Genomic DNA, 22,894 nt, shown 5'->3' on the forward strand with positions numbered 1-22,894 from the left:
GACAGCCGCTTGCATGAGCAGGCCGGCTAATCCGCGGCCTGGCCGCGCATCTCGTCCAGGACGTCGGGCCGGCAGACCACGATCTGCGACCGCCTGGTACGGACGATATTCTTTTCCTGCATCCGCTTGAGGCTGATCGTCACCCACTGCCGCGTCGCGCCGACCATGTGGGCGATGTCGGCATGGGTGAAGGCCGCGGCAATGACCTTGCCGTCGGGATCGTCGACGCCATAGAGGTCGACGAGATGCAGCAGCAGATGGGCGAGCCGCTCGGTGATCGAACGGGTCCCCAGCATCTGGGCCAGGGCGGAGTAGCATTTTCCCTTGAAGCTCAACCCTTCGATCAGTCCGATCGCCAGATTGGGGATCTCCGCCACCAGCGTTCGCAGCTCCTTGCCCGGAAGCTGGATCACGCTGGCATTGCTGGCCGCGATGCCGGACCATTGATGCACGCCGGTGTCGAACACTTCGGGACCGCCGACGAAATTGCCGACATGCCAATAGGCCAGCGTGATCTCGCGCCCCTGCGGGGACGTGTAGAACACGCGGATGCGGCCGCTCTCGACCAGGAAAATGCCGTCGTGCCGGGCGCCCTGACTGAACAGCGTCTGGCCGCGGTTCAGGACCTTGCGGCGGCCCTGCTTCAGCACCAGCTCACGCTCGCGCAGGCTGAGCCTTTCGATCAGCGACGGCGGGCCGCCGATGGATTGCTGACTTTCGGTGAGCAGGAGCGACGAACTGGTCACCGCGCGTGCTGAGGTCATGGGAGAGGGCACGGCTTCCGCAGCTGATTTGGCCGCCTGCAGCAACATGTCTTGCCTCCGCATTGATCATACTGATCAGAAGCGGAGCAATGTTCGTGCCATCCGTCGCCGCGTGAGGGCCTCAAACGGCAGCGAGTTCCCAGAGGTATGATTTCGGATAGATGCCACGATTATGGCCGTCGGAAAACGCGATGTTCAGGCCGTAGCCGAGGTCACCGACCCCCACGATGCCGATCCCGGGAAATTGCGACGGGAAGCGGCCGTCGAAGCGGGCCCGCCTGCAATGCGCGCACATGCAGGACAGGCGCAGCCGTTCGGCGGACAGCACCGCGGGTGCGCCGCTCGCGTTCCGTAGCCGCAATGATGCCAGGTCGGGACTGACCTCGCCGTCAGCGATGTCGGCTGCAATCATGGCTCCTCCTGGTTGTGCCGAGGCCGGTGTCATCACGCTAGGGGAGACGGTTCGGAGCACCCAGCAACTAATTGCCTCGTTCGACGGATTGTCGAGCGCTGCTGCTTCGTTGGGCGCGCTCGGCTTTTCCTGGAACAATCTTCGCAACTAATCGACCGTCGCAGCACGTTCGAAATTGCCGGACGGCGCCGTTTCCGCGAGATCGTGCTCAGCAACCGCCACACGGCGCGTCCCGCGCCTTTAGGAGACGACGATGAGCGCTTTTCAGACCGAGACGGTGTTGTCGGTCCGGCACTGGACCGATTCGCTGTTCAGCTTCACCGCCACGCGTGATCCGGGCTTCCGCTTCCAGAACGGGCAGTTCGCGATGATCGGACTGGAGGTCGACGGCCGGCCGCTGCTGCGCGCCTACAGCATGGCGAGCGCCAATCACGAGGAGGAGCTGGAGTTCTTCAGCATCAAGGTCGCGGACGGGCCGCTGACCTCACGGCTGCAGAAGATCAAGGAGGGTGATCGCATCCTCGTCGGGCGCAAGGCGACGGGAACGCTGATCGCGGGCAACCTCATTCCCGGCAGGCGTCTGCTGCTGCTGTCGACCGGCACCGGGCTGGCGCCGTTCGCCAGCCTGGTCAAGGATCCCGACATCTACGAGACCTATGAGACCATCATTCTGGCCCATGGCTGCCGCCAGGTCTCGGAGCTCGCCTATGGCGAGCAGCTCGTCGACAGCCTGCGCGGCCATGAATTCTTCGGCCCCCTGGTCCGAGACCGGCTGCTTCATTACCCCACGGTGACCCGCGAGCCGTTCCGTAACCGTGGACGCATCACCGATCTGATCGCATCGGGGCAGATGTTCGCCGACATCGGCGGCCCCGACCTCGATGTCGAGACCGACCGCGTCATGCTCTGCGGCAGCCCGGCGATGCTGGCCGAGCTCCAGGCCATGCTGGAGGACCGCGGCTTCGTCGAGGGCAACCACAGCACGCCCGGCCATTTCGTGGTCGAGAAGGCGTTCGTCGAGCGCTGAGCGCCGGCGGAAGAATTGCGTCCCGGCGACAACTAATTGCTATCGCCGGGCGCGCCGCTGAACAACTCTGACACGGACCGGTGGTTTCCCGGCCAAGCAGGAGCTTAGAATGGCAATGGATGAGATCGTCGACGGCCTCTCGGAGGTGTCCTGCGACGTGCTGGTGATCGGCGGCGGCACCGCCGGCCCGATGGCCGCCCTGAAGGCCAAGATGAAGAATCCGAAGGCCAACGTCGTTCTGCTGGAGAAGGCGAACGTCAAGCGCTCCGGCGCGATCTCGATGGGCATGGACGGGCTGAACAACGCGGTCATCCCCGGCTACGCGACGCCGGAGCAGTACACCAAGGAAATCACGATCGCCAATGACGGCATCGTGGACCAGAAGGCGGTGTATAAATACGCCCAGAGCTGCTACGGGATCATCGAGGAGCTCGACAGCTTCGGCATCCGCTTTCTCAAAAACGAGAACGGCGACTACGCCGTCAAGAAGGTTCACCACATCGGTACCTATGTGCTGCCGATGCCGAACGGCGAGACCGTCAAGAAGGCGTTGTACCGTCAGTTGCGCCGCGCGCGCATCCTGATCTCCAACCGCTACATGGCGACGCGGCTCTTGAAGTCGAGCGATGGCCGCATCGCCGGCGCCGTCAGCGTCAACACCCGCACGGCCGAGATGCTGGTGATCAAGGCCAAGGCGGTGATCCTGTGCATGGGCGCTGCCGGCCGGCTCGGCCTGCCGACGTCGGGCTACATGTTTGGTACCTATGAGAACGCCGCCAATTCCGGCGACGGCTATGCGATGGCCTATCACGCGGGTGCCGCGCTCGCCAATCTCGAATGCTTCCAGATCAATCCGCTGATCAAGGATTATAACGGCCCGGCCTGCGCCTATGTCGCCGGGCCCTTCGGCGCCTACACCGCCAACAACGAGGACCGCCGCTTCATCGAGTGCGACTATTGGTCGGGCCAGATGATGCTGGAGTTCTACAACGAGCTGCTGTCGGGCAAGGGGCCCGTGTTCCTGCAGCTCAAGCACCTGCACGACAAGACCATCGAGGAGATCGAGCACACCCTGCACAAGGTCGAGCGACCCACGCGCGGGCTGTTCCAGGAGGGCCGCGGCGTCGACTACCGCAAGGAATCGATCGAGATGCACATCTCCGAGATCGGCTTCTGCTCAGGCCACAGCGCGTCGGGCGTGTTCGTCGACGACAATGCCCGCACGACCGTGCCCGGGCTCTATGCGGCCGGTGACATGGCCAGCGTTCCGCACAACTACATGCTGGGCGCATTCACCAACGGGTCGTTCGCCGGGCTCGACGCGATGGAGTTCGCCGACAACCATGATTTCGGCGAAATCGATGCCGCCGAGGTCGCGCTGGAGCGCGAGCGCGTGCTGGCGCCGACCAAGCGCGAGGACGGCATTCCGCCGAACCAGATCGAGTACAAGACGCGGAGGCTCGTCAACGACTATCTGCAGCCGCCGAAGGTGACGCGGAAGTACGAGCTCGGCATGCGCCGGCTCGCCGAGGTCCGCGAGGACATGCAGGAGCGCATGATCGCGCGCAACGCGCATGAACTGCTGCGCGCGCTGGAGGTGCAGTCGATCATGGATTGCGCTGATATGGCGGCCCATGCCTCGCTGTTCCGCGAGGAGAGCCGCTGGGGGCTCTATCACTGGCGCACCGATTTTCCGGACAAGGACAACGAGAACTGGTTCTGCCACACGCTGCTGAGCAAGCAGGACGGCCGCATGACCAGCGAGAAGCGGGCGGTGCAACCCTATGTCGTGCCGATCGCGGACGACGAGAAGGACCTCTACGACAAGCAGCGCATCCGCGCCAGCGCCTGACGATCAGACGGAGAACGAGACATGCCTCTTGCCACCTATCAGACGTCGGTTCCGGTCGTCGTCGACGACGCCAAATGCATCGCCGACAAGGGCTGCACGGTCTGCGTCGACGTCTGCCCGCTCGACGTGCTCAGGATCAGCGACATGACCGGCAAGGCCTTCATGGCCTATGACGAATGCTGGTACTGCATGCCCTGCGAAGCGGATTGCCCGACCGGCGCCGTCACCGTCAACATTCCCTATCTGTTGAGGTGATCATGTCGAGCCCGTTCGAAGCCTATGACGATCTCGACGACGCCGACGAGCGGCTCGGCGCCGCCGATCCGGCGGAGCGGCGGGTCGCGATCATCGCATTGGGACATTCCGGCGATCCCGCCGCGGTCGCGCATCTGGCGAAGATGGTCGCCGATCCCGACGCCGGCGTGCGCCAGCAGGTCGCCATGGCGCTCGGTGAGTTCGACGGGCCGGAGGCGGCGGAGGCGCTGGTCCAGCTGCTCGTCGATCCCGAGCGGATCGTCGCCTCGGCGGCCGCCGACAGTCTCGCCGAGTTCAAGGATCCCGCTTCGGCCGACGCCATCCTGCCGCTGGTGAAGCATGCGCATGCCTTCGTCCGCATGGGCGCGCTGCGCGCGCTGAAGGAGCTGCGGCGCAAGGACACGCTCAAGCCGGCGCTGGAGGCACTGCAGGATCCGGATGCCGCCGTCCGCGTGCAGGCGATCGGCGTCATCGGCTTCCTCAAGCTCGAGGAGTCGATTCCGGCGCTGACGGCGCTGATCGGAGATCCCGATGCGCATGTCCGCCGCGCGGCGGTCAGTGCGCTCGCCTTCTCGCACATGAAGATCGCCGCGGAGACCATCACCCGCGCGCTCAGGGATTCCGACTGGATGGTGCGGGAGATGGCGGCCGAGACGCTCGGGCTCAACGTCAATGGTGCCGTCGCCGCCGATCCGTTGATCGCCTGCCTGGCGGATGAGTTCTGGCAGGTGCGCCTGAAGGCGATCCGCAGCCTCGGACGCATGAAGGTGCTGCATGCAGTGCGGCCGATCGGCCAATGCATCACCCACGAGCAGGCCAATCTGCGCAAGGAGGCGGCGGCTGCGCTGGGCGAGATCGCGGCGCCCGACGGCGAGCCGTACCTCGCGCTGGTCGCCGACGATCTCGATCCCGACGTTCGCAAGAACGCGAGATGGGCGCTGCACCAGATCGCGGCGAGCAAGGCGAGAACCGGCGCGTAATCGCGCGCCGGCCGCGAGCGTTCCCGACCGCCTGCCGGACCAGGCGGCAAGCCAGATGACGAGTCTTGCGACGATGATGTCGCGGCCGATCGCGCGCGAGCCCCGCAGGGCCGCGCGCCGCACGTTCGCGTGCACCCCACGTCCGGTTCTGGACGGCTCCCGGATTGTCTGACAGAAACGTCGGACGCATCCATCGGGCATCATCACCGCTGCAGCGCAAACGAGGAGCGGCCGGCCAATCCGGCCATGGTCACACGCCTTCTTTGCCTCGGCTGTCGCGCAGCTCGAGGGGATGCGCCGTGCAAAGGTCTGAGATGACCCGCGGACGAGCTGCAAAGGAAGTCGGAGAGCTGCCATGAACGCCAATGTCAAACTGCCTGCCGCCAAGGGCGTCTTCATCGACAACAAGTGGCAGCCCGCGCAGTCGGGCCGCACCATCGCGATGCTGGCGCCGGCGACCGGCCAGGTGATCGCCTCGATTGCCGCCGGTGACGCAGCGGACATCGATCTTGCCGTAGCGGCGGCGCGCCGTGCGCTCGAAGGGCCGTGGGGCCGGCTCGCCGCAGTGGAGCGCGGGCGCCTGCTGTCGAAGCTTGGCCGCCTCGTCGAGGATCATGCCGAGGAGCTCGCGAAGCTCGAAGCGGCCGATACCGGCAAGCCGATGAAGCAGGCCAGGGCTGACGTCGTCGCCGTCGCGCGCTATTTCGAATATTACGGCGGCGCCGCCGACAAGGTGCATGGCGACACCATTCCTTTCCTGGACGGCTTCTTCGTCACGACCGTCTACGAGCCGCTCGGCGTCACCGGCCATATCATTCCATGGAATTATCCGGGGCAGATGTTAGGCCGCACCGTCGCGCCGGCATTGGCGATGGGCAACGCGACCGTGATCAAACCGGCCGAGGAGGCCTGCCTGGTGCCGCTGCGTCTTGCCGAGCTCGCGGCGGACGCCGGCTTCCCGGCCGGTGCGATCAATGTCGTGCCGGGTCTCGGTGAGGAGGCGGGTGCGGCGCTGTCGGCGCATGACGGCATCGACTTCATCTCCTTCACCGGCAGCCCCGAGGTCGGCACGCTGGTGCAGACCGCGGCTGCGAGGAATCACATCGGCTGCACGCTTGAGCTCGGCGGCAAGTCGCCGCAGATCGTGTTCGCCGACGCCGATCTCGATGCGGCATTGACTTCGGTGGCCGCGGCGATCGTGCAGAACGCCGGCCAGACCTGCTCGGCCGGCTCGCGCGTGCTGGTGGAGCGCTCGATCTGGGACCGCTTCCTCGCCGACCTCACCTTGCGCTTCGAGAAGATCACGGCCGGTACGCCGGAGATGGACCTCGATCTCGGCCCGGTCATCAGCGCGGTCCAGAAGACGCGGATCGAAAACATGCTGGCGCGCGCCGAAAGCGGCGGGGCCAGGCGCGTGGCGACAGGCAGGATCGCCGAAGGCGTGCCCGGCGAGGGCTTCTACGTCGCACCGGCACTGTATCAGCACGTCGCGCGCGACTCCGAGCTGGCGCGCGAGGAGGTGTTCGGTCCGGTGCTGGCGGCGATGCCGTTCGACGACGAGGCCGACGCCGTCAGGCTCGCCAACGCCACCGATTTCGGCCTGGTCGCCGGCGTCTGGTCGCGCGACGGCTCGCGCGCGATGCGCGTCGCGCGCAAGGTCAAGGTCGGCCAGATGTTCGTCAACGGCTACGGCGCCGGCGGCGGCATCGAGCTGCCGTTCGGCGGCATGAAGAAGTCGGGCCACGGCCGCGAGAAGGGCTTCGAGGCGCTGTACGAGCTCGCCGCGATGAAGACCCTGATCGTCAAGCACGGCTAGATCAGTGGAGCCGGGGCTCCGGTCAATTCCGCCGCACGGACGCGACGACGCATGCCGTGCGGCGTTGTTGTCAGTCCGCGCGGCGAAGCGCTAATGACGTCAGGTGTTAAAAGGGAGACGAGCGGATGAGCGACGAAAAGGAATTGTTCGAGAAGGGCCTGAAGGTGCGCCGCGAGGTGCTCGGCGCGGCCTATGTCGATGGCAGCCTCGCCAAGGCCGACGACTTCATGATGGCGTTCCAGCACATCACCACCGAAATGTGCTGGGGCTATGCCTGGACCCGGCCCGGGCTCGATCGCCGCACCCGCAGCATCATCAATCTCGCAATGCTGACCGCGCTCAGCAAGCCGAGCGAATTGAAGCTGCACGTCAAGGGCGCGCTCACCAACGGCGTCACGGTCGACGAGATCAAGGAGATCCTGCTGCACGCAACCGTGTATTGCGGCATTCCCGCGGGCCTCGAGGCGTTCAAGGCGGCCCATGAGGTGCTGGTCGCGGAGGGCGCCATCGCCAAGAAGGACGGCGCATGAGCGCCCCGCAAAGGGTCCTGTTCGTCGGTATCGGCAACATGGGCTGGCCGATGGCCGCGCGCCTGCTCGGCGCCGGCTTTGCGGTTGCCGTCAATGATGCCGTGCCCGGGCGCGCCGAAGATTTCGTGCGCCAGGTCGGCGGCACCTTGGCCGCGGATCTCGCTGTGGCCGCGGGGCAGGCGGATGTCGTCATCACGATGCTGCCGACCAGCAAACATGTCGCGGACGCGGTCGCGGCTTTGCGCGCCGGCCTGAAGCAGGATCACATCCTGATCGACATGAGCTCCGGCGCGCCGGCGGCCACGCAGGCGATTGCGGCCGATCTCGCCCCGCTCGGCGTGACCATGCTGGATGCGCCCGTCAGCGGCGGCGTGCCGCGCGCGGTGACCGGCGAGCTCGCGATCATGGCTGGCGGCGATGCCGCCGCGCTCGATCGCGTCGAGCCGCTGCTGCGCGCCATGGGCACGACGATCCACCGTATCGGCGGCCTCGGCTCGGGCCAGGCGATGAAGGCGCTGAATAATCTCGTCTCCGCTGGCGGCTTCCTGATCGGCATCGAGGCGCTGCTGATCGGCCAGCAGTTCGGCATCGATCCCGGCCTGATGACCGACGTGCTCAACGCCTCGACCGGCATGAACAACTCGACGCAGAAGAAGTTCAGGCAGTTCGTGCTGTCGCGACAGTTCAACAGCGGCTTCGGCCTCGACCTGATGGTGAAGGACCTGTCGATCGCGCTCGAGGTCGCGCGCACCAGCGGCGTCGCCGCGCCGTTCTCCAATCTCTGCCGCGAGCTCAGCGCCAGCGCGCAAGGCCTGCTCGGTCCGGGCCAGGACCACACGGCGCTGGCGAAGCTGAGCGAGGCATTGGCCGGGGTCGAGCTGAAGGGCTGACTACCCCTGGCGCCGCAGGAATCCGGTGATCGTCACCGTTTCCCAGATGCCGGCCGCGGCGAACGGGTCGGCGCGATTGAAGGCTTCGACCTCGGCGCGGCCGGCAGCCTCGACCAGGAACAGGCTTCCGATCATTTTCGATCCGTCGTCGGAAACCAGCGGACCGGACATCACGATGGTGACCGGAAGGCGGGCACTGTCGCCGAGATAGGCCTTGTGCGCGTCGTAGTTGGCAAGCCGAACCGGCAGCGCGTCGCGCTTGTCGAGGGCATGAATCGCAAACAGCATGAATTCTCTCCGCAAGTCGAAGCAGGACGGCGGCGTGCCGTCCCGCTTCCGGACTGATGGCTGATCCTATTTCGCGCCGAGCTTGCCGGCATCCTCGAAGCTCGGGCAGGTCCGCTGTTCCAGCGCCACGTCGAACGGCTGGTAATTGTCCTTGGTGATGACCGTCGGCTTCAGCACGATCTCGTTGATCACCGGCTGGCCGCGCAATGCGCGGACGGCCATCATGGTGCCGAGGCAGCCCTGGGCGAAGCCGTTGTAGTCGCCGCTGGCGAGCAGCTTGCCGGACTTGATCGCGTCGATCGCCTCCTTGGTGCCATTGATGCCGATCACCTGCGCCTTGCGGTTGGCGCCGTCCAGCGCCTCGATCGCGCCGACCGCCATCGCGTCGTTGGCGGCGAGCACGCCGTCGATCTGCGGGTTGGACTGCATCAGGTTCTCCATCACCTGCAGCGCCTGCAAGCGCTGATAGTTGCCGGGCTGCGACGCCAGCAGCTTGGCGCCGGGGTTCTCCTTGAGCGCGTCGTTGAAGCCGCGCACGCGGTCGACATTGGTCAGCGAGCCCTTGACGCCTTCGATGATGACGATGTTGCCCTTGCCGCCGAGCGTCTTGAGCAGGAAACGTCCGGTCTCAAGGCCCAGGCTGTAGTCGTCGGCGCCGACGAAGGCTATGAACTTGCCGCCGGCCGAGCGGTCGGTGATGTTGACGACGGGGATCTTGGCGTCGTTGATCTTCTCGACGCCGGGCACCATCGCCTTGTAGTCGACCGGCGTGAACACGATCGCGCTCGGCTTCTTCACCACGACGTCCTCGATCTGGCTGAGCTGCTCGGGGATCGAGTCCGGCTTGGTCGGGATGTAGTGCAGGACCTTGGCGTTGAGCACCTTCGCCATGTTGTCGGCGCCGACCCGTACCGTCTGGAAGAACGGATTGGTCTGGTTCTTGCTGAAGACGGCGATGGTCTCGCCGTCGGCGCGGGCCTGCGTCGCGCCCGCGGCGATCAGCAGTGACAGAGCGAGACAGCGCGTGATCCGATGTTGCATGTCGTTTCCTTCCCTCGTTTTTTGGTTGTATTGCAGGTTCATTGCGTCGGGCGCCTTGTCTTCATGTCGAGCCAGACGGCTATGATCACGATGATGCCGGTGACGAGCGGCTGCCAGTTGGCGCTGATCGCGAGCAGGTTCATGCCGTTCAGCACCAGCGTCAGGATCAGGGCGCCGATGAAGGTGCCGAACACGGTGCCGACGCCGCCGAACAGCGACGTGCCGCCGATCAGCACCGCGGCGATCGCCGGCAAGGTCAGGCTCTCGCCGATGTCGGCCTCGGCCGAGTTGAGCCGCGACAGGAAGATGATGGAGGCGAGCCCGGCCATGGTGCCGGACACCGTGTAGACCAGCAGCAGCCGGCGCGCGACCGGAATGCCGGACAGCCGCGCCGCGACCGGATTGGCGCCGATCGCGTAGATCTCCTGGCCCCAGATCGTGCGCTGCGCGAAGAACGATCCGATCGCGAGGAACACCAGCAGCAGATAGACCGGGATTGGCAGCCCGAGCAGATAGCCGCTGCCGATCTGGCGGAAGCCGGCCGGAAAGCCGTGGATGGTCTCGCCCGCCATGTACCAATAGGTGACGCCGTTCAGCACCCAGAGCATGCCGTAGGTGGCGATGAAGGAGGGGATGCGCAGCGCCGTGACCATGAAGCCGTTGAGGAAGCCGACGCTGCCGCCGGCGAGCAGCCCGGTCAGGATCCCGAGCAAGGGCGAGCCGGTCTGATGGATCACGGTGCCGGCGAGACACGCCGACAGCGCGACGTTGGCGCCGACCGACAGATCGAGGCCGGCGGTCAGCACCACCAGGGTGAGGCCGGAGGCGATGAAGAAGGTCAGGCTCGCCTGCCTCAGCACGTTGAGGATGTTGCCGAGGCTGAGGAAGGAGTCGCTCAGCACGGTCAGCGCGGCGCAGATCAACAGCGCGGCGAGCATGCGATAGAACACCTGCGCTGCGTTCTGCGACAGGAGCGAGCGCGGCGGCGGCAGCGTGTCCTTGGCGATGTCGGTCATGATCGGCTCCGCAGGCCGTCGAGGAACATGGCGACGATGACCAGCGCGCCGACGCTGGCGACCTGCACCGAGGAGGGCAGGGACACCAGATTGAGCCCGTTGCGCAGCACGCCGACGGCGACGACGCCGAGCACGGTGCCGAGCAGCCAGCCATTGCCGCGCTCGAACGACGTGCCGCCGACCGCGACCGCCGCGATGGCGTCGAACTCCATCCCGAGCCCCGCGGTCGGATGTCCCGAGTTCATCCGCGCGGTCATCAGCAGACCGGCGATGCCCGCCATCGTGCCGCCGATCGCATAGACCGCGATCAGGAGCCGTGTCGGCGACAGGCCGGCATAGCGCAGCGCCTCGCGGTTGCCGCCGAGCGCGAAGATGTAGGTGCCGAACCTGGTATGATACAGCAGGCCGTGAAACACGGCGTAGGTGGCAAGCCCCATCACGATCGGCACGGGGACGCCGAGCAGCGTCGCCGCATAGATGTCGCGGACGCCGTGGGGAATGCCGACCACGCTCTGGCCGTCGCTCACGATCAGCGACAGTCCCTGTGCCATGCCGAGCGTGGCGAGCGTCGCCACGAACGGCGGAATCCCGACGACCGCGACCAGCCAGCCATTGACGGTGCCGAACGCGGCGCCGGCCAGCACCGCGGCGCCGAGGCCGAGCAGCACCGACTTGGTCGCGAGCGAGACGATGGCGACGCAGAGCGAGGTCAAGGTCAGCACCGCGCCCATCGACAGGTCGAGCCCTTCGGTCATGATGATCAGGGTCATCGGCAGCGCGAGCATGGTCAGGATCGTCGACTGCACCAGCACGTTGGAGAGGTTTGCGGCCGACAGGAAGCCGGGCGCGATCGCGCCGAACAGCGCGATCAGCAGCACCAGCACGATCGCCACGCCCGGAATGCGCTGCAAGGTTCGGATCGGCGAGACGATGGCGGTGTCAGTCATCATGCATCCCCAGTCGCACGATATTCTCCTCGGTCAGCTCGCCCCGTGACAAATGCCCGGCGATGCGGCCTTCGCGCATCACATAGGCCCGGTCGCAGACGTGGCAGATCTCGATCTGCTCGGACGAGATCATCAGCGCGGCCGCGCCGTCGGCGACCAGCCGGTCGATCAGCGCGAAGATCTCCGACTTGGCGCCGACGTCGATGCCGCGGGTCGGCTCGTCGAAGATGAACAGCCTGGCGCCGGCCGCCAGCCACTTGCCGATCACGACCTTCTGCTGGTTGCCGCCTGAGAGCAGGCCGACCGTCTGCCGCGCCGTGGGCGTTGCGATGCGCAACTGCCGGATCAGCCCGTCGGCCGTGCGCTGCGCGCCGCGGGGATCGTACAGCCCGCTCGGAAACAGCTTCTTCAGCGCCGACACCACGAGGTTGTCGCCGACCGAGCGCAGCAGCGCCAGGCCCTCGCTCTTGCGGCTCTCGGGGATCAGCGCGATGCCGCGGCGCGCGGCGATGTCGGGCTCGCCCGCGATCGGCTTGCCGTCGAAGATGATCTCGCCTTCGCTGACCGGATCGGCGCCGAAGATCGCGCGCGCCACCTCGGTGCGGCCGGAGCCAACGAGACCGCACAGGCCGACGATCTCGCCCCGCCGCACCTCGATGTTGATGTCGGCAATCCCGCTCGGCGCGCTCAGCCCCTTGACCTCCAGCACGAGCTCGCCGGGCGTTTCCACGAAATGGCGCGGATAGCTCATGTCGATATTGCGCCCGACCATCATGCGCACGAGCTGGTCGGGGGTGACGTCGGCGGGCCTGAGATCGTCGATGCGGCGGCCGTCACGCAGCACGGTGATGCGGTCGCCGAGCGCGAACACCTCGGCCATACGGTGCGAGATGTAGACGATGGCGACGCCGTCGGCCTTCAGCCGCCTGATCAGCGCGAACAGCAGCTCCGCCTCGCGGTCGGACAGCGCCGCGGTCGGCTCGTCCATCACCAGGATCCGCGCATTCTGGCTGATCGCCTTGGCAATCTCCACCATCTGCTGCTGCGCGACGCCGAGCGTGTCGACGATGACGGAGGGATCGATGTCGAAGCCGATGCCCTCGAGCACGCGCTTGGCATCGGCCAGGATCTTGCGGCGGTCGATGGTGCCGGGGAGCCGGCCTCTGGGTTCGCGGCCGAGATAGATATTCTGCGCGATGTCGAGGAACGGCACCAGCGAGAATTCCTGGAAGATGACGGCGATGCCGAGCTTCTGCGCGTCGGCCGTCGATGATATCTCGACCTTCGCGCCCTTGGAGATGATCTCGCCGGCATCGGCGCTGTAGGCGCCGCACAGCACCTTCATCAGGCTGGATTTGCCGGCGCCGTTCTCGCCGAGCAGCATGTGGACTTCGCCCGGGTAGATCGCGAACGACACGTCGTCCAGCGCCTTGACGCCCGGAAACGACTTGCTGATGCCGCGCAGCTCCAGCAGCGGCGCGGGCGATGGAGCTGCGATGGCGGCCGCCGCGCTCATGACGGTGCTCCGCCCGCGAAGATCTTGCCCGGATTCATCAGGCCGGCGGGATCGAGCGCGGCCTTGATGGCGCGCATCACGGCGACGGCCCCGCCGAGCTCGTCCTCGAGATAGTCGATCTTGCCGAGGCCGATGCCGTGCTCGCCGGTGCAGGTGCCGTCCATCGCGATCGCGCGCGCCACCATGCGCGCCTGCAGCGCCTTGGCGCCGGCGAGCTCGCTGTCATCGCTGGGATCGACCAGGATCAGCATGTGGAAATTGCCGTCGCCGACATGGCCGACGATCGGCGCGAGGAAGCCGCTGGCGTCGGCGTCCCGGCGCGTCTCGGTCAGGCACTCGGCGAGCCGCGAGATCGGCACGCAGACATCGGTGATGACGGCGCGCGCACCGGGCCGCAGGCCCAGGCCGGCGTACAGCGTGTTGTCGCGCGCGTGCCACAGCCGGCTGCGGTCCTCGGCCGCCTTGGCCCAGGCGAAGCCGCGGCCGCCATGCTCGGTCGCGATCGCCTCCGCCGTCTGCGCCTGCTCGGCGACGGCCGCCTCGGAGCCGTGGAATTCGAGGAACAAGGTTGGCGCTTCCCGATAGCCGAGCTTGGAGTAGGCGTTGATGCCGCGCATCATGACGTCGTCGACGAGCTCGATGCGGGCGGCGGGGACCGCCGACTGGATCAGGGCGATCGCGGTGTCGACCGCGTCGTGCAGGGTCGGGAAGCTGCAGGTCGCGGCCGAGATCGCCTGGGGCAGCGGATGCAATTTCAGCGTGATCTCGGTGATCACGCCGAGCGTCCCCTCCGATCCGACGAACAGCCGCGTCAGGTCGTAGCCGGCGGCCGATTTGCGCGCACGCTTCGCGGTGCGGATCACCCGGCCGTCGGCCAGCACCACCTCCAATGCGAGGACGTTGTCCTTCATGGTGCCGTAGCGCACCGCCATGGTGCCGGAGGCGCGGGTCGAGCTCATGCCGCCGATCGAGGCGTCGGCGCCGGGATCGATCGGAAAGAACAGGCCGGTCGTGCGCAGCTCCGCATTGAGCTGCTTGCGGGTGATGCCGGGCTGCACCACGACGTCCATGTCGGCCTCATGCACGGCCAGCACCTTGTTCATGCGAGCGAAGTCGAAACAGACGCCACCCGCGGCCGCCGCGGCATTGCCTTCGAGCGAGGTGCCGGCGCCGAACGGCACGATCGGCATGCCGGCCTCGGCGCACAGCCCGACGATGGCGCTGACCTCCTGCGTCGTCTCCGGGAATACGACGATGTCGGGCGGCATCGCGGGATAATACGACTCGCTGCGGCCGTGCTGATCCAGCACGCCGCGCGCGACGCTCGCGCGTGGTCCGATCAGGCACGAAAGCCGTTCGGCCAATGCGCCGGTGCCGACCCGCAACTCCATCGTTCCTCCCGTCCGCTTCCTCGACGACGACAGGACTCTTGACGGTCCTTGTCGTCCGCTCAGCTCAAGCCCGATCGCCGCGCTCCGCAAGCGCTTTCAGGCCGAAGTCGTAGTTGAGATGGAAATATCCCTCCGCCACCATGCGGCCATCTGGCGCACGGCCCGGCGGGCAGCGCGTGAAGTCGCGGATCAGGCTGTCCTTGACGCCGAACACGACGTCGGAATCGAGATACTGGTCGCCGGCGACGAACACATGGGTCACCAGCCGCTCGAAGCCCGGCGCCGAGATCATGAAATGCACATGCGCCGGCCGCCACGGATGCCGTCCCTGCGCCGCCAGCATGTCGCCGACCGGCCCGTCATTGGGGATCGGGTAGGCGGCGGGCTTGATCGACCAGAAATGGAAGCGGCCGTCGGCATCGGTGCGGAAGCGCGCGCGCATCGCGAGATCGCCGATCTGCTCGAGCCGCTGCACGTCGTAATAGCCGTCATCGTCGGAGTGCCAGACGTCGACCACGGCGCCCGCGAGCGGCCCGCCGTCCGCGCGCGACACCGAGCCGGTCACCAGCAGCGGATCGCCCTTCATCGGTCCAGAGATGTCGTCGCCATTGGCGCGTTCCGGCGCGGCCTGGACGAAGAACGGGCCGAGCACGGTGGTCTCGGTGGCGCCTTCAGGCACGGGATGATTGATGGCGTCGACCAGCATGGAGACGCCGAGCGTGTCAGACAGCAGGATGAATTCCTGGCGCTTGTCGTCGCACATCTGCCCGGTGCGGGTGAGGAAGTCGATGCCGAACTCCCATTCCTGCTGGGTCGGACGGACCTCGCGCACGAAAGCATGGAGATGGCGCACCAGCGCCTCGCTGATCTGCTTGATGCGCGCATCGCTCGCGCCCGCCAGGCGGTCGAGCACGGCATCCGTGATCGTGGTCTCGTTGAAGTTGCGCACGAGGCGGCTCCTTTCAGACGGGCTCGCCGAGCCCGGACAGCCGTTCGACATGACGGACAGTGGCAAGGAAATCGGTCGTGGCCTCGCCCTGCGCGATCAGCGCGGCATAGGTCTCGCGGACCTGCGCCGCGAGCTGCAGCGGCACGCCGACGGCGTGACCGGCGCCGAGAATGAGATCGAGATCCTTGGCCATCTGCGCGCAGGAGAACGTCGCGGCAAAGTCGCGCGCCAGCAGCGGCGCGGTCTTGTACTTCACCATCGGCGAGGCGACCGCGCTGTCGTGCAGCACCTGCAGGATGTCCGGCCAGGCGATGCCGCCCTTGCGCGCCAGCGCCAGGCTCTCGGCCATCATCGCCGCGGTCGTCGCGATCATCAGGTTGACGGCGAGCTTGGCATAGCGCGCCTCTTCGGCCGCGCCGAGATAGGTCTGCGCGCGCGTGAAAGCCTGCAGCAGCGGCGTGATCCGCGCGAAGGCCGCTTTCGGCCCGGACACGAAGCAGGTCAGCTCGCCGGTGTGGGCGATGCTGGCATTGCCGGAGATCGGCGTGCGCAGATAAGCGACATCGCGCGCGCCGGCGGCCGCGGCGACTGCGCTCGAGGCGTCGACGCCCACGGTGCTGGTCTCGATCAGGATCGCGCCCGGTGCCATGGCCGCGATCACTCCGCCGTCGCCGAGCATCGCCGCGCGCAGCGCGGTGTCGTCGGGCAGGGACGCGATGACCACCGCATGGTCACGCGCCGCCTCCGTCGCGGATGTTGCAGCGACGATGCCGAGCGCGCGCGCCTCGCAGAGCCGCTCGGCGTTGGGATCGAACGCCGTGACGTCATAGCCGGCCTTGGCGAGCCGCGCCGCGATCGGCAGGCCGATCTTGCCGATGCCGATGAAGGCGAGGCGTTGGTCAGGAAGGGGCATCGATGCCGTCCGTCATTGGCTTGATCTGCCATGTGGTCTGGAGCCGGGCAGGGGGCGGCCGGGCAGGCCGTCGAAGATGAACGCCCCGGTCACGCGCCGGTCGCCGCAGCGATGGGATAGTCGACCTGGAAGCGGCCGATCCTGATGTCGCCGAGCTCCTCGCGCACGCGCAGGTGCTCGGGGTGCGAGGCATAGGCGTGCAGCGCGGCACTGCTGGCGAATTCGGAGAACAGGACGACGTCGCAGGCGTAGTCGACGTCGCTGACATCGAGACCAACCTCGATGTGGGTGAGGCCGTCGATCCGGCCCTTGAGGCCCTCGAACAGGGTCTTGACCTTGAGCCGGGCTGCGGCGCGGTCGGCGGCCGTCTCGGCGCGTAGCCGCCACATCACGATGTGCCTGATCGGCCCCGTCATTCGTGCGTCCTCACCTGTGCCTTGTTCTTGTCGGGCGATTTTGCCTTGCAGGAAATGGAAATAAAGCCCAAAAATTGTAACTCTGTTTTCCGCTCAGCGTAACAATTCGGCGCAACAATGGACCGTCTGCTCCAGCTCGAAGTGTTTTCCAGGACGGCGGAGCTGGGCAGCCTGTCCAAGGCCGCCGAGTCCTTGCGGATGTCCAACGCAGCGGCGAGCCGGCATCTCAGCGCGCTGGAGGAGCGGCTCGCGGTGCGCCTGATCGAGCGCAACACCCGCCGTCTCTGGCTGACCGAAGCCGGGCAGGAGCTGCTGCAGCGCTGTGGCACGCTGCTCAACGAGCTGGCCGAGGCCGAGGACGCCGTCAGCGACCGCGCGCTGTCGCCGCAGGGCATGCTGCGCGTCACCAGCTCGCTGTCGTTCGCGACGATCTATCTCGCGCCGATGCTGCCGGCGTTCCGCGCGATGTATCCGAAGCTGAACCTGCAGATCATCGCCGCCAACCGCTATCCGGATTTCATCGAGGCGGGCATCGACGTCGCGATCCGCACCCGCGAGCATGAGCCGGACTCGGGCATCGTCGCCCGCCGCATCGGGCAGATGCGGCGTGTGCTGGCGGCGGCGCCGTCCTATCTCGCCAGCCGCGGCCGCCCCGTCGTTCCCGCCGATCTCGTGCGCCACGACATGCTGATCTACAACCTTGCCAACGATCCCTATTCCCTGTCCCTGCGCAACGGAACGACGGCCCAGAGCATCCGGATCGCGCCGACGCTCGACAGCAATGACGGCCAGGTGATCAGGGGCGCGGCGCTGGCCGGGCTCGGCATCCTGATTCAGCCGCTCTACATCGTGCAGGGCGACATTCTGGCCGGCCGGCTGGTGCCGGTCCTGCTCGACTGGGAGCTGCCGCTCCTGACGATGAACATTGCCTACCAGAACCGCGTCAGGCTGCCGGCCAAGATCAGGGTGTTCGCCGATTTCCTCGTCGACCACATCCGGACCCATTCCGACCCTGGGATCTGGATCGAGCCGCCGAAGCCGGATTGAGCCGATGCCCCGCGTGCCGGGGGGGAGGGTGTGTTCCGAAAAAAATAAATAGCTTGCTATTTTTCTGAAATCATGTTCTCTTGCGTGCAACCCGCCTCGAGCAGAGGGACGTACGCGTCGTCACGATACGTTGAGGTGGGCTGCGATGGACGTGACGGCTGCGCCAGACGAGCGCGGTTGGCACGGACGGCGAAGTCGTGTGGTCCTGGCCTCTCGACGCTGAGGTCAAGTCTGCGGTGGTTGCCTGACGGCACGCGCGGGCGATGGGGGCAAGAAAGCCGATCCCCAGGGAGAGCACGAAGGACACCGTAAAGCCATCGCGCGGGGAAGGCCGGGTCTGTCCGGCTGTACCTGTGGTACCTGCCGCCTGCATTCTTTTGAGCAGGCGGGCCACGGGCCTCAGCCGAGGTCCGGCCTTCCTCGCGCCCTCTCGTTTCAGGGCGATATGATCGATGCATCACCTCGGGCACGGTGTGCCGTGGGGCGCGATGACGCGTGTCATGAGGCGGCGGAGCGGCCAACCAACCTTTCCGCTGTCGTCCCGGACAAGCGCGCAAAGCGCGCGCAGATCCGGGATCCATAACCCCAGGGAGGAGTTCGAGGCACGATGATGGACCGGCCGCCAAGAGTGGGTCCCGGGTCGGCGGCCGTCACTGCTTCCCGTCGCCGACCTTGCCTGGAACGACACCGATGATTTGGCGGCCCCTTGTGGCAACTTCCACGTCGGGCGCAGCGGCCGCATGGGGTCGATGAGGTTGCGCGCGGCATCGCCGGGTCCTCCAATCTCGTTGAGCAGTGCTCGCAAACGGCGAGGGGCGGAGGCCCGCATGAAACCCCGCCCGCGCTCCGTAAAAACTCGGGTCAAATTCTAAATATCAAGAATTATCAACGGCTTGTGACTGTCATCCGACTGTCATCGAACCTTTATAAAAGCCACACTGAGGCCCCGTAAAGCGGCCGGGGAAGCGCAATCGGGCGCAGATGGCGCTTCGCTTCCCGAGCATGGAGACCAGCTATGAATTTCGTCAAAGCTATCGTCGCTGCCGGCTTGGTCGCCGCATCGACGTCGGCGTTCGCTGCCGACATCACCGGTGCGGGCGCGACGTTCCCGTTCCCGATCTATTCCAAGTGGGCCGACGCCTACAAGAAGGAGACCGGCAACGGTCTGAACTACCAGTCGATCGGCTCCGGCGGCGGCATCAAGCAGATCCAGGCCAAGACCGTGACCTTTGGCGCCACCGACGCTCCGCTCAAGGCCGAGCAGCTCGAGAAGGACGGCCTGGTGCAGTGGCCGATGGTGATGGGCGGCATCGTGCCGGTCGTCAACCTCGAGGGCGTGAAGCCGGGCGAGATGGTGCTGGACGGCGAGACGCTCGCCAACATCTATCTCGGCAAGATCACCAAGTGGGATGACGCCGCGATCAAGAAGCTCAACCCCAGCGTCAAGCTGCCGTCGGACGCGATCGCTGTCGTCCGCCGCTCCGACGGTTCGGGTACGACCTTCAACTTCACCTATTATCTCTCCGAGGCGAGCGCCGACTGGAAGAGCAAGATCGGCTTCAACACCGCGGTCGAGTGGCCGGTCGGCGTCGGTGCCAAGGGCAACGAGGGCGTGTCCGGCAACATCGGCCAGACCAAGAACTCGATCGGCTATGTCGAGTACGCCTATGCCAAGCAGAACAAGCTGACCTACACGGCCATGGTGAACAAGGCCGGCAAAACCGTGCAGCCGACCGTCGAGGCCTTCCAGGCCGCCGCCGCGAATGCCGATTGGACCAAGGCCCCCGGCTACTACGTGATCCTCGCCAACCAGCCCGGCGACAAGTCCTGGCCGATGACGGCCGCGACCTTCATCCTGATGCACAAGGAGCCGACCGACAAGGCCGCGTCCGCCGAGGCGATCAAGTTCTTCAAGTGGTCGTTCGAGAAGGGTGGCAAGATGGCCGAGGAGCTCGACTACATCCCGATGCCCGACAGCGTCGTGAAGCTGATCGAGAAGACCTGGTCTGCCGACATCAAGAGCTGAGCTGGACGTATCGAAAATTCCCCTCTCCCGGCCGCCGGGGGAGGGGTGCTACCGGGGTTGAGGCGTGTCCAAGGAACAGGGGGCGGAATTGGCAGAGATGGCGGTTCAGACCGAAGTCGGCGACATCGCGGCTGCTGCCGGGCCCTACGACCGGGCGCGCGCGCTCAGTGCCTTCAAGCTTGGCGACGTCACCTTTTACTGGATCACCCGGCTCGCCGCGATCTCGGTTCTGTTGATCCTCGGCGGCATCATCATCTCTCTCATCATCGGCGCCTGGCCGGCGATGAAGGCCTACGGCTTCGAATTCCTGTGGACGCGGCGCTGGGCGCCGTCGGCCGATCCGCCGGTGCTCGGGGCGCTCGGCCCGATCTACGGCACCCTGGTCACGTCCTTCATCGCGATGCTGATCGCGATTCCGGTGGGTCTCGGCATTGCGATCTTCCTCACCGAGCTGTGCCCGCAATGGCTGCGCCGTCCGATCGGCATTGCGATCGAGCTGCTCGCCGGCATTCCCTCGATCATCTACGGCATGTGGGGCTTCTTCGTTCTGGGCCCGTTCCTGGCCTACACGTTCCAGCCGTTCATGATCAATCTCTGCTCCGGCATCCCGGTGCTGCAGGACATCTTCGCCGGTCCGCCGTCCTATCTCAGTCTGTTCAATGCCTCGCTGATCCTGGCGATCATGGTGCTGCCCTTCATCACCTCGATCTCGGTCGACGTGTTCAAGACCGTGCCGCCGGTGCTGAAGGAGGCGGCCTACGGGGTCGGCTGCACCACCTGGGAGGTCGTACGCAGCGTCGTCATTCCCTACACCCGTGTCGGCGTCATCGGCGGCGTCATGCTGGCGCTGGGCCGTGCGCTCGGCGAAACGATGGCGGTGACCTTCATCATCGGCAACTCGTTCCGGATCTCATCGTCGATCTTCGCGCCGGGCACCACGATCTCGGCCGCCATTGCCTCTGAATTCCAGGAGAGTGACGGCCTGCACCAGTCGAGCCTGATCCTGCTCGGCCTGCTGCTGTTCGTGCTCACCTTCTTCGTGCTGGCGAGCGCGCGCCTGATGCTCATGCGGCTCCAAGCCAAGGCGGGAAAATAAGCCATGTCCAGCGCAGATTCGCTCACCACCGATACGCCGGTCAATCCGATCTATGCGCGCCGACGCCGCAGGGACATCGTGATCCGCGGCCTCTGCGTCGCCGCCGCGCTGTTCGGCGTCACCTGGCTGGCGCTGATCCTGTTCACGCTGTTCTATAACGGGCTTGCCGGCCTCAGCCTGCAGGTGTTTTCCGCCGACACCCCGCCGCCGGGCTCGAGCGAAGGCGGCCTGCGCAATGCCATCGTCGGCTCCCTGATCATGACGGTCATCGGCGTCGGCATCGGCGCGCCGCTCGGCCTGTTCGCCGGCACCTATCTGGCCGAGTACGGCCGCAACGACCGCCTGACCTCGGTGATCCGCTTCATCAACGACATCCTGCTGTCGGCGCCCTCGATCATCATCGGCCTGTTCATCTATGGCGCTGTCGTGGTGCCGATGGGCGGCTTCTCGGCGCTCGCAGGCTCGCTGGCGCTGGCGGTCATTGTCATCCCCGTGGTGCTGCGCACCACCGAGGACATGCTGCTGCTGGTGCCCAACCCGCTGCGTGAGGCGGCCTCGGCGCTCGGCCTGCCGCGATCGCTGGTGATCCGGCGCATCGCCTATCGCGCGGCGCGCTCGGGCCTGATCACCGGCGTGCTGCTGGCCACCGCCCGCGTCGCCGGCGAGACCGCGCCCTTGCTGTTCACTGCGCTGTCGAACCAGTTCTGGAGCCTCAACCTCTCCAAGACGATGGCCAACCTGCCCGTCACCATCAACAACTTCGTCCAGAGCCCCTATGCCTATTGGAAGCAGCTGGCCTGGAGCGGAGCCCTTCTGATCACTCTGGCCGTGCTCGCCCTGAATGTCAGTGCACGCATTCTCGGCGCCGAGAGGAACGCAAAATGACCGACCTGTCCGTATCCGTCAGCCAGCCCAATCCCGCCGCGCTGAACGGCAAGGTTTTGCCGGAAGCCCCCGCCAAGGTGACCGCGCGCAACCTGAACTTCTATTACGGCGATCACCACGCGCTGAAGAACATCAACCTGTCGCTGGGGACCAACCGCGTCACCGCGTTCATCGGCCCGTCCGGCTGCGGCAAGTCGACCCTGCTGCGCATCTTCAACCGGATGTACGATCTCTACCCGGGCCAGCGCGCCGTTGGCCAGCTCATGCTGGACAACACCAACATCCTCGATCCCAAGCTCGACCTCAACCTGCTGCGGGCCCGGGTCGGCATGGTGTTCCAGAAGCCGACGCCGTTCCCGATGACGATCTACGAGAACATCGCCTTCGGCATCCGGCTGTATGAGAAGATCTCCAAGTCGGAGATGGACGACCGGGTCGAGAAGGCACTGCGCGGCGGCGCGTTGTGGAACGAGGTCAAGGACAAGCTCAACGCTTCGGGCCTGTCGCTGTCAGGCGGCCAGCAGCAGCGGCTGTGCATTGCGCGCACCGTGGCGGTCCGGCCGGAGGTGATCCTGTTCGACGAGCCGTGCTCGGCGCTCGATCCGATCTCGACCGCCAAGGTCGAGGAGCTGATCCAGGAGCTCGCCGAAAACTATACGATCGCCATCGTGACGCATAACATGCAGCAGGCGGCGCGCGTCTCCGACAAGACCGCCTTCATGTATCTCGGCGAGCTGATCGAGTTCGACGACACCAGCAAGATCTTCACCTCGCCGAGCGATCGGCGGACCCAGGATTACATCACCGGCCGGTTCGGCTGACGCCGACGACATTGAC

General features: G+C 66.3%; 23 protein-coding genes. 12 read left to right on the plus strand and 11 right to left on the minus strand.

All coding sequences use genetic code 11. The annotated features are described in order from the left end of the window. Positions 1-26 precede the first annotated feature (26 nt). Complete coding sequence (locus QX010_RS20920) at positions 27-812, minus strand: Crp/Fnr family transcriptional regulator (RefSeq protein WP_316181607.1); 786 nt, start codon at positions 810-812, stop codon at positions 27-29. A 73-nt stretch (positions 813-885) separates the two neighbouring features. Next, positions 886-1,176 carry a gamma-butyrobetaine hydroxylase-like domain-containing protein gene (locus QX010_RS20925; protein ID WP_316181609.1) on the minus strand — a complete coding sequence of 97 codons (291 nt, stop codon included), beginning with the start codon at positions 1,174-1,176 and terminating at the stop codon, positions 886-888. A 253-nt stretch (positions 1,177-1,429) separates the two neighbouring features. Here QX010_RS20925 and QX010_RS20930 point away from each other — a divergent pair, with 253 nt between their 5' ends. From QX010_RS20930 to QX010_RS20960, 7 genes are all read left to right on the plus strand, one after another. Continuing rightward, positions 1,430-2,203: a ferredoxin--NADP reductase gene (locus QX010_RS20930; RefSeq protein ID WP_316181611.1), complete on the plus strand. Its 774-nt coding sequence runs from the start codon at positions 1,430-1,432 to the stop codon at positions 2,201-2,203. Positions 2,204-2,312: 109 nt separating this feature from the next. Continuing rightward, positions 2,313-4,055 carry a fumarate reductase/succinate dehydrogenase flavoprotein subunit gene (locus tag QX010_RS20935; RefSeq protein WP_316181613.1) on the plus strand — a complete coding sequence of 581 codons (1,743 nt, stop codon included), beginning with the start codon at positions 2,313-2,315 and terminating at the stop codon, positions 4,053-4,055. 21 nt (positions 4,056-4,076) lie between these two features. Then, the gene (locus QX010_RS20940; RefSeq protein WP_006609939.1) at positions 4,077-4,310 is read left to right on the plus strand and encodes a ferredoxin family protein; all 234 of its coding nucleotides are present in this window, start codon (positions 4,077-4,079) and stop codon (positions 4,308-4,310) included. Between the two features lie 2 nt (positions 4,311-4,312). Beyond that, a complete protein-coding gene (locus QX010_RS20945) occupies positions 4,313-5,290 on the plus strand; it encodes a HEAT repeat domain-containing protein (RefSeq protein ID WP_316181615.1) in 978 nt (325 codons plus the stop codon). A gap of 355 nt (positions 5,291-5,645) precedes the next feature. Continuing rightward, entirely contained in the window at positions 5,646-7,106 is a 1,461-nt protein-coding gene (locus tag QX010_RS20950; RefSeq protein WP_316181617.1) for an aldehyde dehydrogenase family protein, read from the plus strand. Between the two features lie 125 nt (positions 7,107-7,231). After that, positions 7,232-7,636 (plus strand): carboxymuconolactone decarboxylase family protein, encoded by a 405-nt coding sequence (locus QX010_RS20955; RefSeq protein ID WP_315713518.1) that lies wholly within the window; start codon positions 7,232-7,234, stop codon positions 7,634-7,636. Beyond that, complete coding sequence (locus tag QX010_RS20960) at positions 7,633-8,526, plus strand: NAD(P)-dependent oxidoreductase (protein ID WP_316181619.1); 894 nt, start codon at positions 7,633-7,635, stop codon at positions 8,524-8,526. The genes QX010_RS20955 and QX010_RS20960 overlap by 4 nt, the downstream gene beginning before the upstream one ends. Here QX010_RS20960 and QX010_RS20965 read toward each other — a convergent pair whose 3' ends face one another. The 9 genes from QX010_RS20965 to QX010_RS21005 form a co-directional block, all read right to left on the minus strand. Then, positions 8,527-8,814, minus strand: coding sequence for a YciI family protein (locus tag QX010_RS20965; RefSeq protein WP_316181621.1), 288 nt, complete (start codon positions 8,812-8,814; stop codon positions 8,527-8,529). 66 nt (positions 8,815-8,880) lie between these two features. Then, positions 8,881-9,855, minus strand: a complete 975-nt coding sequence (locus QX010_RS20970) for a sugar ABC transporter substrate-binding protein (protein ID WP_316181623.1) — start codon at positions 9,853-9,855, stop codon at positions 8,881-8,883. 38 nt (positions 9,856-9,893) lie between these two features. Next, positions 9,894-10,871 (minus strand): ABC transporter permease, encoded by a 978-nt coding sequence (locus QX010_RS20975; RefSeq protein ID WP_316181624.1) that lies wholly within the window; start codon positions 10,869-10,871, stop codon positions 9,894-9,896. Beyond that, entirely contained in the window at positions 10,868-11,818 is a 951-nt protein-coding gene (locus tag QX010_RS20980; RefSeq protein ID WP_316181626.1) for an ABC transporter permease, read from the minus strand. The genes QX010_RS20975 and QX010_RS20980 overlap by 4 nt, the downstream gene beginning before the upstream one ends. After that, positions 11,811-13,334: a sugar ABC transporter ATP-binding protein gene (locus QX010_RS20985; RefSeq protein WP_316181628.1), complete on the minus strand. Its 1,524-nt coding sequence runs from the start codon at positions 13,332-13,334 to the stop codon at positions 11,811-11,813. Before QX010_RS20985 ends, QX010_RS20980 begins: the two co-directional genes overlap by 8 nt. After that, positions 13,331-14,725, minus strand: coding sequence for an FAD-linked oxidase C-terminal domain-containing protein (locus QX010_RS20990; protein WP_316181629.1), 1,395 nt, complete (start codon positions 14,723-14,725; stop codon positions 13,331-13,333). The genes QX010_RS20985 and QX010_RS20990 overlap by 4 nt, the downstream gene beginning before the upstream one ends. A gap of 64 nt (positions 14,726-14,789) precedes the next feature. Further along, on the minus strand, positions 14,790-15,674 hold the full coding sequence (locus tag QX010_RS20995; RefSeq protein WP_316181630.1) for an intradiol ring-cleavage dioxygenase: 885 nt from the start codon (positions 15,672-15,674) through the stop codon (positions 14,790-14,792). Between the two features lie 13 nt (positions 15,675-15,687). Next, a complete protein-coding gene (locus tag QX010_RS21000; protein ID WP_316181632.1) occupies positions 15,688-16,587 on the minus strand; it encodes an NAD(P)-dependent oxidoreductase in 900 nt (299 codons plus the stop codon). 89 nt (positions 16,588-16,676) lie between these two features. Then, positions 16,677-17,003 (minus strand): Dabb family protein, encoded by a 327-nt coding sequence (locus tag QX010_RS21005; protein WP_316181634.1) that lies wholly within the window; start codon positions 17,001-17,003, stop codon positions 16,677-16,679. 117 nt (positions 17,004-17,120) lie between these two features. Here QX010_RS21005 and QX010_RS21010 point away from each other — a divergent pair, with 117 nt between their 5' ends. From QX010_RS21010 to pstB, 5 genes are all read left to right on the plus strand, one after another. Beyond that, positions 17,121-18,050 carry a LysR family transcriptional regulator gene (locus QX010_RS21010; RefSeq protein ID WP_316181635.1) on the plus strand — a complete coding sequence of 310 codons (930 nt, stop codon included), beginning with the start codon at positions 17,121-17,123 and terminating at the stop codon, positions 18,048-18,050. Between the two features lie 1,015 nt (positions 18,051-19,065). Beyond that, positions 19,066-20,076, plus strand: coding sequence for a phosphate ABC transporter substrate-binding protein PstS (gene pstS, locus QX010_RS21015; RefSeq protein WP_315802052.1), 1,011 nt, complete (start codon positions 19,066-19,068; stop codon positions 20,074-20,076). 97 nt (positions 20,077-20,173) lie between these two features. After that, positions 20,174-21,172 (plus strand): phosphate ABC transporter permease subunit PstC, encoded by a 999-nt coding sequence (gene pstC, locus QX010_RS21020; protein ID WP_315802053.1) that lies wholly within the window; start codon positions 20,174-20,176, stop codon positions 21,170-21,172. Positions 21,173-21,175: 3 nt separating this feature from the next. Then, a complete protein-coding gene (gene pstA, locus QX010_RS21025) occupies positions 21,176-22,057 on the plus strand; it encodes a phosphate ABC transporter permease PstA (protein WP_316181637.1) in 882 nt (293 codons plus the stop codon). Beyond that, on the plus strand, positions 22,054-22,878 hold the full coding sequence (gene pstB / locus QX010_RS21030; protein ID WP_315802055.1) for a phosphate ABC transporter ATP-binding protein PstB: 825 nt from the start codon (positions 22,054-22,056) through the stop codon (positions 22,876-22,878). The genes pstA and pstB overlap by 4 nt, the downstream gene beginning before the upstream one ends. The last annotated feature ends 16 nt before the right edge of the window (positions 22,879-22,894 follow it).

The sequence above is a fragment of the Bradyrhizobium sp. SZCCHNRI1009 genome, from assembly GCF_032487575.1.
GTDB lineage: Bacteria > Pseudomonadota > Alphaproteobacteria > Rhizobiales > Xanthobacteraceae > Bradyrhizobium.

Bases quoted from the DNA above. Each gene is read 5' to 3' on its own strand.
- pstB (WP_315802055.1), top strand. From the start codon at position 22,054: ATGACCGACCTGTCCGTATCCGTCAGCCAGCCCAATCCCGCCGCGCTG.
- QX010_RS20920 (WP_316181607.1), bottom strand. From the start codon at position 812: ATGTTGCTGCAGGCGGCCAAATCAGCTGCGGAAGCCGTGCCCTCTCCC.
- QX010_RS20945 (WP_316181615.1), top strand. From the start codon at position 4,313: ATGTCGAGCCCGTTCGAAGCCTATGACGATCTCGACGACGCCGACGAG.
- QX010_RS20925 (WP_316181609.1), bottom strand. From the start codon at position 1,176: ATGATTGCAGCCGACATCGCTGACGGCGAGGTCAGTCCCGACCTGGCA.
- pstA (WP_316181637.1), top strand. From the start codon at position 21,176: ATGTCCAGCGCAGATTCGCTCACCACCGATACGCCGGTCAATCCGATC.
- QX010_RS21010 (WP_316181635.1), top strand. From the start codon at position 17,121: ATGGACCGTCTGCTCCAGCTCGAAGTGTTTTCCAGGACGGCGGAGCTG.
- QX010_RS20965 (WP_316181621.1), bottom strand. From the start codon at position 8,814: ATGCTGTTTGCGATTCATGCCCTCGACAAGCGCGACGCGCTGCCGGTT.
- QX010_RS21000 (WP_316181632.1), bottom strand. From the start codon at position 16,587: ATGCCCCTTCCTGACCAACGCCTCGCCTTCATCGGCATCGGCAAGATC.
- QX010_RS20990 (WP_316181629.1), bottom strand. From the start codon at position 14,725: ATGGAGTTGCGGGTCGGCACCGGCGCATTGGCCGAACGGCTTTCGTGC.
- QX010_RS20985 (WP_316181628.1), bottom strand. From the start codon at position 13,334: ATGAGCGCGGCGGCCGCCATCGCAGCTCCATCGCCCGCGCCGCTGCTG.
- QX010_RS21005 (WP_316181634.1), bottom strand. From the start codon at position 17,003: ATGACGGGGCCGATCAGGCACATCGTGATGTGGCGGCTACGCGCCGAG.
- QX010_RS20955 (WP_315713518.1), top strand. From the start codon at position 7,232: ATGAGCGACGAAAAGGAATTGTTCGAGAAGGGCCTGAAGGTGCGCCGC.
- QX010_RS20950 (WP_316181617.1), top strand. From the start codon at position 5,646: ATGAACGCCAATGTCAAACTGCCTGCCGCCAAGGGCGTCTTCATCGAC.
- pstS (WP_315802052.1), top strand. From the start codon at position 19,066: ATGAATTTCGTCAAAGCTATCGTCGCTGCCGGCTTGGTCGCCGCATCG.
- QX010_RS20935 (WP_316181613.1), top strand. From the start codon at position 2,313: ATGGCAATGGATGAGATCGTCGACGGCCTCTCGGAGGTGTCCTGCGAC.
- QX010_RS20975 (WP_316181624.1), bottom strand. From the start codon at position 10,871: ATGACCGACATCGCCAAGGACACGCTGCCGCCGCCGCGCTCGCTCCTG.
- QX010_RS20930 (WP_316181611.1), top strand. From the start codon at position 1,430: ATGAGCGCTTTTCAGACCGAGACGGTGTTGTCGGTCCGGCACTGGACC.
- QX010_RS20940 (WP_006609939.1), top strand. From the start codon at position 4,077: ATGCCTCTTGCCACCTATCAGACGTCGGTTCCGGTCGTCGTCGACGAC.
- QX010_RS20970 (WP_316181623.1), bottom strand. From the start codon at position 9,855: ATGCAACATCGGATCACGCGCTGTCTCGCTCTGTCACTGCTGATCGCC.
- pstC (WP_315802053.1), top strand. From the start codon at position 20,174: ATGGCGGTTCAGACCGAAGTCGGCGACATCGCGGCTGCTGCCGGGCCC.
- QX010_RS20980 (WP_316181626.1), bottom strand. From the start codon at position 11,818: ATGACTGACACCGCCATCGTCTCGCCGATCCGAACCTTGCAGCGCATT.
- QX010_RS20960 (WP_316181619.1), top strand. From the start codon at position 7,633: ATGAGCGCCCCGCAAAGGGTCCTGTTCGTCGGTATCGGCAACATGGGC.